The 11,569-nt window shown below is 73.2% G+C and carries 10 protein-coding genes; 3 read left to right on the top strand and 7 right to left on the bottom strand.

Annotated elements, in window-relative coordinates:
• Positions 1 to 90 precede the first annotated feature (90 nt).
• The 3 genes from QWI33_RS18045 to QWI33_RS18035 are packed head-to-tail and all read right to left on the bottom strand — an operon-like array spanning position 91 to position 3,762.
• A complete protein-coding gene (locus QWI33_RS18045; RefSeq protein WP_289958537.1) occupies positions 91 to 213 on the bottom strand; it encodes a hypothetical protein in 123 nt (40 codons plus the stop codon).
• A 7-nt stretch (positions 214 to 220) separates the two neighbouring features.
• The gene (locus QWI33_RS18040) at positions 221 to 2,014 is read right to left on the bottom strand and encodes an ABC transporter ATP-binding protein (protein ID WP_289958536.1); all 1,794 of its coding nucleotides are present in this window, start codon (positions 2,012 to 2,014) and stop codon (positions 221 to 223) included.
• The gene (locus QWI33_RS18035; RefSeq protein WP_289958535.1) at positions 2,014 to 3,762 is read right to left on the bottom strand and encodes an ABC transporter ATP-binding protein/permease; all 1,749 of its coding nucleotides are present in this window, start codon (positions 3,760 to 3,762) and stop codon (positions 2,014 to 2,016) included. The genes QWI33_RS18040 and QWI33_RS18035 overlap by 1 nt, the downstream gene beginning before the upstream one ends.
• 96 nt (positions 3,763 to 3,858) lie before the next feature.
• Between QWI33_RS18035 and QWI33_RS18030 the strand changes: the two genes are divergently transcribed.
• The 3 genes from QWI33_RS18030 to QWI33_RS18020 are packed head-to-tail and all read left to right on the top strand — an operon-like array spanning position 3,859 to position 6,695.
• Positions 3,859 to 4,938 carry a FecCD family ABC transporter permease gene (locus QWI33_RS18030; protein ID WP_289958534.1) on the top strand — a complete coding sequence of 360 codons (1,080 nt, stop codon included), beginning with the start codon at positions 3,859 to 3,861 and terminating at the stop codon, positions 4,936 to 4,938.
• 30 nt (positions 4,939 to 4,968) lie between these two features.
• Positions 4,969 to 5,940 carry an ABC transporter substrate-binding protein gene (locus QWI33_RS18025; protein ID WP_289958533.1) on the top strand — a complete coding sequence of 324 codons (972 nt, stop codon included), beginning with the start codon at positions 4,969 to 4,971 and terminating at the stop codon, positions 5,938 to 5,940.
• On the top strand, positions 5,937 to 6,695 hold the full coding sequence (locus QWI33_RS18020; protein WP_289958532.1) for an ABC transporter ATP-binding protein: 759 nt from the start codon (positions 5,937 to 5,939) through the stop codon (positions 6,693 to 6,695). The genes QWI33_RS18025 and QWI33_RS18020 overlap by 4 nt, the downstream gene beginning before the upstream one ends.
• 8 nt (positions 6,696 to 6,703) lie before the next feature.
• Here QWI33_RS18020 and QWI33_RS18015 read toward each other — a convergent pair whose 3' ends face one another.
• The 4 genes from QWI33_RS18015 to QWI33_RS18000 all read right to left on the bottom strand — a co-directional run bounded on the left by QWI33_RS18015 (position 6,704) and on the right by QWI33_RS18000 (position 11,488).
• A complete protein-coding gene (locus QWI33_RS18015; RefSeq protein WP_289958531.1) occupies positions 6,704 to 7,483 on the bottom strand; it encodes a class I SAM-dependent methyltransferase in 780 nt (259 codons plus the stop codon).
• Between the two features lie 106 nt (positions 7,484 to 7,589).
• A complete protein-coding gene (locus QWI33_RS18010) occupies positions 7,590 to 8,624 on the bottom strand; it encodes a CobW family GTP-binding protein (RefSeq protein ID WP_289958530.1) in 1,035 nt (344 codons plus the stop codon).
• A 168-nt stretch (positions 8,625 to 8,792) separates the two neighbouring features.
• Complete coding sequence (locus tag QWI33_RS18005) at positions 8,793 to 9,293, bottom strand: VanZ family protein (protein WP_289958529.1); 501 nt, start codon at positions 9,291 to 9,293, stop codon at positions 8,793 to 8,795.
• A 119-nt stretch (positions 9,294 to 9,412) separates the two neighbouring features.
• The gene (locus tag QWI33_RS18000; RefSeq protein WP_289958528.1) at positions 9,413 to 11,488 is read right to left on the bottom strand and encodes an alpha-galactosidase; all 2,076 of its coding nucleotides are present in this window, start codon (positions 11,486 to 11,488) and stop codon (positions 9,413 to 9,415) included.
• Positions 11,489 to 11,569 lie beyond the last annotated feature (81 nt).

The raw sequence follows: 11,569 nt of genomic DNA, 5'->3' as shown, positions 1-11,569 counted from the left end.
GTTTTGTTTTGGGCCCCCCCCCCCCCCCGGGGGGGGCGGCGCCGCCCCTGGGTGGGGGCCCGCCCGCCTCGCGGGGGCGGCCTCCGTGTCTTACTGGGCCCACGCGAACGCGGTGGACACCGTCGCGTGGTTGTTCGAGTTCGGCGCGAGGAGCTTCTCCTCGGCGCGCTCGGTCGCGACCGGCTTGACGGCGATCTTCTTCTGCTGCTTCATGGTTCATTCACCTCCTTTCAGCGGTGGTTCGACGAACGGCCGGGGCGGCCGCCCCGGGGTCTGCGGCCCGGGCGAGCAGCGAGCGGTACTCGCCGCTGCGCTCGAGCAGTTCGGGGTGCGTGCCCTCGGCGGCGACCGCGCCGTCCACGAGGAGGATCACGCGGTCGGCGTGGCGGATGGTCGAGACGCGGTGGGCGATCACGATCGTGGTGCGCCCGGCCTGGACCTCGGCGACGGCGCGGGCGAGGGCCTGCTCCCCCACGGCGTCCAGGTGCGCGGCGGCCTCGTCCATGACCAGGACGTCCGGTTCGCGCAGGAACGCCTGCGCGATGGCGAGCCGCTGGCGCTGGCCGCCGGAGACGGTGGAGCCGTTCTCGCCGACCGGCTCGTCGAGGCCGCCCGGCCAGTCCCGCACGGTGTCGGCGAGCTGCGCGCTCTCGAGGGCCTTCCACATGGCGGGCTCGGTGGCGTCGGGGTCGGCCAGGAGCAGGTTGGAGCGGATGGTCCCGCGGAACACGTAGGGGTGCTGGGGAATCAGCGCGATCCGCTCCCGGGCGTCCGCCAGGCGCATCGAGGCGAGGTCTTCGCCGTCGAGGACGATCCGGCCCGAGACCGGGTCCCAGAAGCGGATGAGCAGGTGCGCGATGGTGGTCTTGCCCGCGCCGGAGGCGCCGACGAGGGCCACGTGCTCGCCGGGCGCGATGGCGAGGTCGAGTCCCTTGAGGACCGGCGTGCCGGGTTCGTACGCGAAGTCGACCGCTTCGAAGCGGACTGCGCCGGCCCGGGGCCCGGTCGCGGCCTTGTCGGTGTCCGCGACCAGCGCGGGGGCGTCGAGCACGTCGAGCACGCGGGTCGCGGCGGCGGACATCTCCCCCAGCCGCTGGAACATCGGGAAGACGCCCGCGGCGGGGGCGAACGCGGCGGCCAGGAGGACCACGGCGGCCGGGAACAGGGCCGGGTCGAGGCTCCCGGCGCGCACCGCCGAGGCCAGCGCCACGACGAACGCGATCATGGTGGCGGCGACGACGAGGTCGGCGAGGGCGCTCTCGGCCCCGGCGCGGAGCGCGAACGCCCGCTTGCGGCGCTGGACGCGGGCGGTCGTGTCCAGCACGCGCCGCCGCTGGTGGGCGGCGAGGCCGAGGGAGAGCATCTCGCGCAGGCCTTCGGCGCCTTCCAGGGCTATGGCCTTGAGTTCGGCGAGTTCGTCTCGCACCGCTTTGCCTTGGCGCGCTTGGAGGGGGCCCATGAGCCAGGGCACCGCGAGGAGCGCGGCGACACCGGCGAGGGCGATGAGCGCGGCCGGTCCGACGAGCGCGAAGAGGGCCGCGATGACGATGAGCGGTCCGGCGATCGCGCAGATCGCGGCGCCGACGGTGTGGGCGTAGAACCATTCGAGGCTCTCGATGTCGGCCATGGCCGCGCCGGAGACCTCGCCCGCGCGGCGGCGCTTCATGCCGCCGGGGGTGATGCGCTCGATCGCGTCGTGCAGGCGCAGCCGGAGGGCGTCGAGGACCTTGTAGGCCAGGACGTGGCTCATCCACGACTCGGCCCACACGAAGACGCTGTGGGCGATGACCGCGCCGGCGAGGGCGATGAGGAGCAGCCGGGCGAGGCCGGTGCCGGCGGGGTCGGCGACGAGGACGGCCGCGGCGTAGGCGCTCAGGCCCGAGGCGAGCGCGCCGAACGCCTGGAAGGCGGCGATGCTGAGGGTGGAGCGCACGAACAGGCCGCGGTGCTCGCCGACGACGTCGACGAGGCGCAGGACCGGTCGCAGGAGTGCCGCGTTGCCGTTGGGGCGCATCAGACGCCGACCTCCGTTCGCTGGGCGCGCTCAAGCCGGGCGAAGAGGCCGTCGCGGGCGATGAGCTCCTCCCAGGTGCCGGTCTCGGCCACCCGTCCGGCGTCGAGGACGCAGATCACGTCGGCCTCGCGGACCGAGGCGATCCGATGCGCGATGACCACTGTGGTCACCGGGACGCCGGAGCCGGTGCGCCTGCCCGCGAGCGCCGCGTAGACCTCGGCTTCGCGGCGGGCGTCGAGGGCGCTGGAGGCCTCGTCGAGGACGAGGATCGGCGCGTCCTTGAGGAGGGCGCGGGCGATGGCGAGGCGCTGGCGCTGCCCGCCGGACAGGAGCGAGCCGCCGTCGCCCACCTGGGTGTCGAGGCCGCCGCGGCGCTCGTCGTCCATTTCGGTCGCTCCGGCGGTGGCGAGGGCGCGGCGCAGGGCGGCGTCGTCGGCGTCGGCGGCGACCAGGCGCAGGTTCTCGGCGACCGTGCCCGCGAAGAGCAGGGGCGATTGGGAGACGACGGCGACGGCGTCGGTGCACTGCTCGCGGGTGAGGTCGGCCGTGGGTGCGCCGCCGATGCGCAGCTCACCTTCGGTTGGCAGGGCCAGGCGCAGAAGGAGGTTCGCGAGGGTGGACTTGCCGGAGCCGGAGGGGCCGACGACCGCGAGGGTCCGGCCGGTCGCGATGGCGAGGTCCACGTCGGCGAGGGCCGGGGTCGCGGCGCCGGGGTAGGTGAAGCCGAGCCCTACCGCTTCGACGGCGTTCGCCTCGGGGGCGAAGCGGGGGCCGTCGGCCGCGCGGGCCGGTTCGGGAGGCTTGGGGGCGTTGAGGATCGGCAGGATGCGGCGCCCGGCCGCGACGCCGAAGTAGCCGGCGTGCCAGTGGTTGGCCAGTTCTTTGAAGGGGCGGAACGCCTCGAAGGCGACGAGCGCGACGGCGAACAATGCGGTCGCCTCGAGCGCGCCGGAGCCGACGCGGGCGATGCCCACGGCCAGGGCGATCGCGGGCCCGGCAAGGAGGAACACGGCGGTGAGCCCGGACTCGATGAAGGAGATCTTCATCTGGCGCAGCGTGGCGGCCAGGAGGTTCCCGGAGGAGCGTTCGAGGTCGCCGCGGCGGCGTCCGGCCGCGTTGAGCGCCTTCAGGGTCGTCATGCCGCGCAAGGAGTCGACCACGTCCGCGTTGAGGTCCGAGTAGGCCTCCCAGTGGGATTCGCCCCGGTCGGCCAGGAGCTTGTCCCACAACCGCGGCGTGAGCGGCACGGCGAGCGCGACCGCGCCCGTCACGACGGCCACGACCGGGTCGATGAACGCGAGGAGGACCACCGCGCCGATCGAGGTCACGACGGTGACGACCAGGTGCGGCACGTAGCGGCCGAAGTACGGCTCCAGGCTCTCGACCGCGTCGGTCATGAGGGACTGGCGGTGGCCGCTGCGCTCGCGGCCCAGCGCGATCGGCCCGGCCTCGGTCTGGGCGTCGAGGAGGCGGGCGCGCAGGTCGGATTTGAAGCGGGTGGCGACGGCGTGGACGGTCAGTTCGCGGGCGAAGACGAGGGCGGGGCGGGCGCAGAGGGCGGCGGCGAGCAGGCCGAGCCAGACCGTGAGGTCGGTGAGGGGCTGCCCGGTGGTGACGCCGGAGAAGATCTCGGCGGTCACCAGGGCCTGGCCGATCGCCGCCGCGCTGACGGCGGCACCGATCAGGATGAGCAGCGCCATCAGCGGAGCGGCGTTGCGGGCCAGGGGAATCAGCCGCAGGTGGATCAAGGGAGCGCCCTTCGGGGGGTTGGAGCGAACGACTGGCACCCATGCTAGCTTTTTGAGAACGATTGTCAATACCGAAATTTCACGGAGAGGAGTCGCATGGCGACCGCGGTCGAACCGAACAGGCAGGTCGAGGCGCGCACCACCGCGCCGGGACGACGCCGCGCGACCCTCGGTGCGATGTGGATCACCCTGCTGGCCACTGTGCTCATCGCGTCCCTCCCCATCGCCGTCGGCGTCGGCCCCGTCCCCATCGACGCGGGCACCGTCTCCCGCATCCTCGCCCACCACCTCTTCGGTTACGGCGCAGCCGATTGGGCGGTCTCGGACGACAACATCGTGTGGGGCCTGCGCGCCCCCCGGGCCCTCCTCGGCGCCTGCGTCGGCGCCGCCCTCGCCGTCGCAGGCACCGCCGTCCAAGCCCTCGTGCGCAACCCCCTCGCCGACCCCTACCTCCTCGGCGTCGCCTCCGGCGCCTCCACCGGCGCCGCCGCGAGCATCCTCTTCGGCTTCGGCGCAGGCGTCCTCGGCCTCACCGGCTCCGCCCTCGTCGGCGCCCTCGCCGCGATCGCCCTCGTCTTCGCCGTCGCCCGCACCGGCGGCACCCTCATCGGCGCGCGACTCGTCTTCGCCGGCATCAGCGTCGCCTTCGCGCTCTCCGCCCTCACCAACTTCCTGATCTTCGCCTCCGACTCGCGCGACGGCGCCCGCGCCGTCATGTTCTGGTCACTCGGCTCGCTCGCCCAAGCGCACTGGGGCACCCTGCCGATCGCCGCCACCGCCGCCGTCGCCGTCACCCTCGCCATGACCGGCTGGGCACGCAGGCTCGACGCCCTCGCCATCGGCGACGACGCCGCCCACAGCCTCGGCACCGACCCCACCCGCTTCCGGGCCGCGGCCGCTCTCCTCGTCGGCTTCGCCGTCGCCGCCGCAGTGGCCGTCGCCGGCGCCATCGGCTTCGTCGGCCTCGTCGTCCCCCACCTCGTGCGGCTCATGGTCGGCGCCTCCCACCGCCTCGTCGTCCCCGCCTCCGCACTCGCCGGAGCGATCCTCCTGGTGTGGGCGGACGCGCTGGCCCGCACACTGCTCGCCCCCGGCGAGATCCCCCTGGGCATCCTCACCGCGCTGGTGGGCACGCCCCTGCTCATCGTCCTGGTGCGCCGCCAAGGCGCCCGCTGAACACCGAACCCTGAGGAGACCCCGATCCCGATGCGCCCCAATCTGATCCCGGCCGCGACCGCGGCCGCGCTGACCTTCGCCCTGGCCGCGTGCGGCTCCGGTCCCGCGACCGAGCAGTCCGCCGAGGCCGGCTCGCGGTACCCGCTCACCGTCCAGAACTGCGGCGAGGACGTCACCATCGAGGCCGAGCCCGAGGCGGCGCTCACCATCGGGCACAGCGCGGTCGCGCTGCTCGACGCGGCCGGGGCGTCCGACCGCATCATCGCCCGCTCCGGCGAGTTCGAAGCGCCGCTGCCCGAAGGGCTCCAGAACCCGCCGGACGACATCGAGGTCATCGACCAGGCCGACCCGGCCGCCGAGGCGATCATCGGCACCGGAGCCGACATCGTCGTCGGGTACGGGCTCTTCACGGCCGCACCGGAAGCGCTCGAGGCCGCGGGCATCCCGAACCTCATCGTCGCGGGCGAGTGCAACCACGACGAGGCCGTGGTCGAGGCGATCGGCTTCGAATCGGTCTTCGCCGACATCGAACGCTACGGCGAGGTCTTCGGCACCCAGGACGCCGCCGCGGCGAGCATCGAGGGCTTCCAGGCCGAACTGTCCGAACTGGAGGCGCAGGCCCCGGCCCAGACGCAGACGGCCGCCTCGGTCTACTACTGGTCGTCCTCCTCGAGCATGAGCGCCCACGGCGGCCTCAGCATGGCCAACGACCTCCTGGAACGCGCGAGCCTGGAGAACGTCTACGCCGCCGAGCAGTCCGCCTACTTCGAGGCCAACTTCGAGACCCTGCTCGACGCCGACCCGCAGGTGATCGTCCTCAGCTACGGCGGCTACGGCGAGAGCTTCGAGGACGCGAAGGCGAAGCTCCTCTCCGAGCCCGGAGCCACCGACCTCCAAGCGGTGCAGCACGACCGGATCATCGGTGTCAGCGCCACCGACGTGAACCCCGACCAGGGCGCGCTCCGCGGCCTCGCAACGCTCATCGAAGGCGCCACCGCATGATCGAGACGAGCGGTCTGGCCGTCACGTACGGCCGGACCGCCGCTCTCGACGGGGTCGACCTCACTGCCGCCGACGGCCGCGTCACCGGCCTGGTCGGCCCCAACGGCAGCGGCAAGTCCACCATGCTCCGCGCCCTCCTCGGCGCGGTCCGCCGCGCAGGCGGCACCGCCACAGTGGACGGTGACGACCTCGCCTCGCTGAAGCCGCGCGAGCGGGCCGAGCGCCTCGCCGCCGTCGCGCAGGAGGAGCACAGCGAGTTCCCGCTGACCGTATGGGAATCGGTGCTCCTGGGCCGCTCGGTGCACCGCGGCGGCTGGAGCTCCTACACCGATGAGGACCGGGACGCGGCCCACGAGGCCATGCGCCAGACCGGCATCGACGGCCTCGCCGACCGCCCCCTAGGCGGCCTCTCGGGCGGCGAGCGCCAGCGCGCCCTCATCGCCCGGGCGCTCGCCCAGGCGGCCACGCACCTGCTGCTCGACGAGCCGACGAACCACCTGGACGTGCGCTACCAGCACGAGATCCTGTCGCTGGTCAAGCGCCTGCCACTGTGCACGGTCACGGTGCTGCACGACCTCAACCTCGCGGCCCGGTACTGCGACACCCTCGTCCTGCTGGACGAGGGCCGCGTCGCCGCGGCGGGCCCGCCGGCCGAGGTGCTGCGTCCGGAGACGATCGAACCGGTCTACCGGATCGCGGTGAGCCGCATCGACATCGAGGGCGTCCCGCAGCTGCTGTTCCGGCCGCTCGGGTAAGCCGGGGTTCAGTCCTTGGCGGCCAGGGTCTCCAGGTACTCGACCGGGAGCGTGAACCGGCCGGGCTCGGCGCGTCCGCGGGCGGCGAGGAGCGCGCGGAGGTCGGCCTCGAGGTCGCTCCAGCGTCCGGTCGGTGCCACGGCGGCGCGGATGCCGAGCCAGGCCGGGTTGTTCTCGGTGATGTCGCGGACGGCGTGGTCGAGGTCGTCCCAGACGACGTCGACCGTGCGGACGGTGAACTGGAGGCGCACGGGCTGCGCCGCGAACACCGCCTTGACGTTCTCGGGCCGGGTCCAGCGCTCGACCGGCGAAGCCCCGCCGCCGCCGGGCAGGTAGGGCCCGACCAGCGGCGCCATCGAGCCGAACGCCGATTCGGGCGTCCAGGCCAGGACGGCGATCCGGCCGCCGCTGCGGCACAGGCGCACGAGCTCGGCGGCCATCGCCTCGGCGTCGGGAGCGAACATGCAGCCGAAGGCCGAGGCGACGAGGTCGAAGGCGCCGTCGCCGAGCGGCACGGCGGTCATGTCCGCCTCGATCCATTCGATCGCGACGCCGGCGTCCCCGGCCCGCTGCTTCGCGACCTCCAGCAGTCTCGGCGCGGCGTCGAGTCCGGTCGCACGCGCTCCCGCGTGCGCGGCGGCGATCGCGAACGGTCCTGGGCCGCAAGCGATGTCGAGCACCGTCATGCCGGTCCGGACCGTCTCCGCGGCCAACTCCCGGCTCGCGGCGGCCCAGCGGTCGCCGTTCGAGGCGTAGTCGCCCATGCTCCACAAGGTTCCCGGTTCCATATGCACTCCTCGGTTAGGCCGCCGCGGCGGCGCGGGTTCAGGATGTCACGGCGACCGGCTCGGGAATCGGAACCGCCGGGCACCCTGCTCCGGTGGTGCCGCCGGGTCAGCGACTCAGGTCGCGCAGCCGCAGCAGCCGGCGCAGGCCATCGGGGTCACTGCGATCTGTCGGCGCCAGGGCGGCGTCAAGGAGCGGTCGCACGAGCTCCGGGTCGAGGCCGGTCCCGATCGCGACCAGCTCGCTGCCGCGGGCGGTCTCGGCGCGGTCGGCGATGTGGGCCTGGTCGCCGACCACGTTCACCGTGAAACTCCGCAGGCGGCGGCCCGTCTCGACGGTGACCGTGCCTTTGATCCGGTAGGCGCCCTCCGGCGGGTCCTCGCACAGTTCGACCAGGCGGCCGGGGTCCACCGCGGCGGAGGTTCGCACGGTCACGGCCGCGGCGTGCCGGTGGCTTTCGTGGTGGTGCGCCTGCCTGGCAAGCGCCGCAAGGGGAAGCTCGTCCTGCGGGTCGTCGGCGGAGGCGACGTCGTACACGAGTTCAGGGTCCACCCGGCCGCGCGAGGTGCGCACGATGTGGATGCCGGGGTTGACTTCGCGGATGCGCGCCTCGATCCCGGCGAGCGCGGACTCGGCCCGGTCGGCGGGGAGCCGGTCGATCTTGTTGATCACCGCCAGCGTCGCGACGGCGAACCGCGCGGGCGGCGGGCCGTCGAGGTCCACGGTGGTGAAGTGCTCGACCGCGTCGACGACGTCGATCACGCCGCCCGGCCGCACCCGCGCCACCTTGCTGGCCCGGATCATCCAGGCCAGGGCGCCCGGTTCCGCGATGCCGCTGGCCTCGACGATGACGGCGTCGAGTCGGCGGCGCGGATCGGTCAGCCGCTCCAGTGCGAGGTCGAGGCCGCCGGCGTCGTCCAGGCAGCAGAGGCAGCCGCCGGAGATCGACACCGGCTCGTCGATCTGCCCGGTCACCAGGGCGGCGTCGACGTTCACCGCGCCGAAGTCGTTGACGACCACGCCGACCCGCGCGCCCGGGCGGCTCAGCAGATGGTTGAGCAACGTCGTCTTCCCCGCGCCGAGGTGACCGGACAGGACGATGACCGGCACCCGGCCGGTGCCGTTGGAGGCGAGGCTGCTCACCCGCAGAGGGTAACCGGGCGCGGTCGGCGCGAGGCCGGAGCACTCATGCCCTCCAGTGGCGGCGGCGCAGCAGGCGCAGGCCGTTGAGTCCCCCGATCACCCGTCGAGAGCTCATGGCCGAGCCGCGCCGAATCCGGGCGCTGAGCGCCCGGCCAGGGGACCGGTGGGCTAGGCACTCGGCCGGTCGGCGTCGTCCGCGCCGCGAGGCCGCAGGCGGATCACCGCCCAGGCCAGCGCCGCTCCCCCGATCGCCCCGATCGAGTTGGCGACCCAGTCGCCGGTGTCGCATGACCGTCCGATGGCGGGGAGCAGCGCCTGGACCGCCTCGATCAGCGCTGAGAACGTCACGCCCGCAAGGAGACCGAGCAGCGGGCGCTTCCCCGCGACTGCGATGAGAAATGCGATCGGGATGAACAGGACCAGGTTGGCGAACGGCTCGACCCGCTCCGGGGTCGGTAGCGACCATGCGATTTCGCATCGTGCTTGGAGCACGCGGTCCTCGGGAACCACGGCCGCCGCCATCACCGCGACGACCGAGGCGCCCGCCAGCGCCCACGCGACCGTCGGGCGCGCCGAGAGCCGGGGGCCGACGAGGAACCCGAGAACGATCAAGACCAGGAGCAGGGCCGGACTCAGCCACGGATGCTCGGCGATGAGAGCCGCGATCATGAACTGACCCTAGTCCGGGCGGTGGCGGGTCATCGGCGGCTGCTTCTCCTGGGGCGCAGTACGTAAGGAGCCCGCGGCGGCGGGCGCACCGCCCGCCGCCGCGGTCTGCAAAGGAATTGCTACGGGAGCCTCGTCAGCTCGATCATCGCCGACGCGTAGTCGGCCGGGTCGAGGCCCAGGTCGAGTCCGTGCAAGGCCAGGATCGCGCCGTGGTGGACGCGGCCGGTGCGCTCGTCGCGGTAGCGCGCGTCGGGGTCGAGTCCGTGGAGCTTGAGCAGCGGGTCCGGGTACGCGAAGGACCGGGCCTTGCGCCAGACCAGGACCACCGTCTGGTCGCCCCGGTCGTACTGGACGCCCGTGACCTCGCCGGCCCGCAGCGGGCGGCGGCGCCCCAGCTGGACGGCGGGGCGGACCCGCTTGTAGTCGGCCACCAGCTCGGCGCCGCGGGCCTGGTCCTCATCGCTCCAGATCCGCAGGTCCCCGCCGACGGCGAGCACCCCGGCCATCGCGACATGGAACCGGAAGTCCAGCGGGACCTCCCTGCGCGTCAACGGGTTCGGCGAGTCGGTGACCCAGGCGCCCATGACCCGCGCCGGGTACGCCTGCGCGAAGCCGTCCTGTATCGCGATCCGGTCCACCGCATCGGTGTTGTCCGAGGTCCACACCTGGTCGGTGCGGCGCAGGATGCCGAAGTCGACCCGGCCGCCGCCTGAGGAGCACGACTCGATCCGCAAGGTCGGGTGGTCGGCGCGGAGCCGGTCGAGGATCGCGTAGAGGTTGCGGGTGTGGTCGAACCAGAGGCGGTCGGGGTCCTCATCGCCCGGCCAGCCGGCCTCCGTGAAGGGCCGGTTCATGTCCCACTTGACGAAGTCGATCTCGTTCTGGCTCAAGAGTTCGTCGAGGCGGGCGTGAATGAACTCGGCCACGTCCGGGCGGGCCAGGTTCAGCACGAGCTGCTGCCGCACTTCGCTGCGGCGGCGGTTCGGCTGGTGGTAGACCCAGTCCGGGTGGGCCCGGTACAGGTCCGAATCGGGGTTGACCATCTCCGGCTCGACCCAGATCCCGAACCGCATCCCGCATCCGTGGACGTGCTTGATCAAGGGCCCCAGGCCGTCCGGGAAACGGTCGGGGTTCGGGGTCCAGTCGCCCAGACCAGCCCGGTCGTTGACGCGGGCGCCGAACCAGCCGTCGTCCATGACGAACAGCTCGCAGCCCATGGCCGCCGCCCGGTCGGCCAGGCGCATCTGATCCTCGGCGGTGAAGTCGAACTCCGTCGCCTCCCAGGAGTTGTAGAGGACGGGGCGGACCTCGTCGGGGTGCGGCAGGACGTGCGCGAGCGCGTAGTCGTGCCAGGCGCTCGCGGCCGCGGCGAAGCCGCCCGCGGTGTGGAGGCCGGCCGCGATCGGGGTCTCGAGCGTCTCGCCGCCGCCCAGGCGGATCGCGATCGGGTCGTGGCCGAAGCCGGCGGAGACGACGACGCTGCCCGTCGGCCCCTTCTCGACGGTGATGCGCCAGGTGCCGCTCCAGGCGAGCGCGGTGGACCAGACCGGTCCGGAGGTCTCGGTGGCCTCGCCGTCGTCGATGGCGACCCACGGGTTCGCCTGGTGGCTCGTGATGCCGCGCCGCGAGCCGATCACGGTCTCGCCGTACGGGATCGTGGTGCGGGTGAGCTGTGTTTCGGCACCCCACTCGCCGTGGAGCTGGCTCAGGCGCGGGGCGTCGAGTCCGGGCACGACCCAGGTCGCCGAGTCGGCGCGGACGACCTCGATCGGCTCGGTGCCGGTGTTGCGCAGGGCGAGGGTGCGTTCGATGACGTCGGAACCGGGGTGGCTGCGGTAGCGGGTGCGCACTTCGAGCGGGTAGTGCCGGTCGGTGAAGACGAAGGTCAGGTCGCCGTCCTCCTCGACCGCCTCGGCGAAGACGAGTTCGAGGTCGCGCGTGCCGTCGCTGAAGCGGACCTGGAGGCCGTTGTGGCCGTACTGGAACGCCGACCCCGCCCCGAGGTCGAAGCGCGGTTCGCGGCCCACGACGGGCCGGAACGGGGAATCGGGCAGGTCGAGGAGGGCCAGCGCCTGCTCGGGGCTCAGCCTGGGTCCCCAGTGGAGGCCGCGGAGCCGGTCGTGTTCGTCCACGGCCACGACGTAGCTCGTGTTCGGCGTGTCGATGGTCCAGAGGCGGGAGTCGTGCGCTGGCATGGACGTCCTTTCAGAGGTTCGGGTTCTTCGGTGGTGGTGCCGGTCGTGGTGAGAGCCCGCCCCAGTTGATGGGGCGGGCTC

The sequence above is a fragment of the Glycomyces tritici genome, from assembly GCF_030403505.1.
This window is presented reverse-complemented; position numbering and strand designations above follow the sequence as displayed.

What these genes read in the sequence shown, in the direction of transcription:
- QWI33_RS18045 (WP_289958537.1), bottom strand. Translation starts at nt 213, where the DNA reads ATGAAGCAGCAGAAGAAGATCGCCGTCAAGCCGGTCGCGACCGAGCGC.
- QWI33_RS18040 (WP_289958536.1), bottom strand. Translation starts at nt 2,014, where the DNA reads ATGCGCCCCAACGGCAACGCGGCACTCCTGCGACCGGTCCTGCGCCTC.
- QWI33_RS18030 (WP_289958534.1), top strand. Translation starts at nt 3,859, where the DNA reads ATGGCGACCGCGGTCGAACCGAACAGGCAGGTCGAGGCGCGCACCACC.
- QWI33_RS18025 (WP_289958533.1), top strand. Translation starts at nt 4,969, where the DNA reads ATGCGCCCCAATCTGATCCCGGCCGCGACCGCGGCCGCGCTGACCTTC.
- QWI33_RS18020 (WP_289958532.1), top strand. Translation starts at nt 5,937, where the DNA reads ATGATCGAGACGAGCGGTCTGGCCGTCACGTACGGCCGGACCGCCGCT.
- QWI33_RS18015 (WP_289958531.1), bottom strand. Translation starts at nt 7,483, where the DNA reads ATGGAACCGGGAACCTTGTGGAGCATGGGCGACTACGCCTCGAACGGC.
- QWI33_RS18005 (WP_289958529.1), bottom strand. Translation starts at nt 9,293, where the DNA reads ATGATCGCGGCTCTCATCGCCGAGCATCCGTGGCTGAGTCCGGCCCTG.
- QWI33_RS18000 (WP_289958528.1), bottom strand. Translation starts at nt 11,488, where the DNA reads ATGCCAGCGCACGACTCCCGCCTCTGGACCATCGACACGCCGAACACG.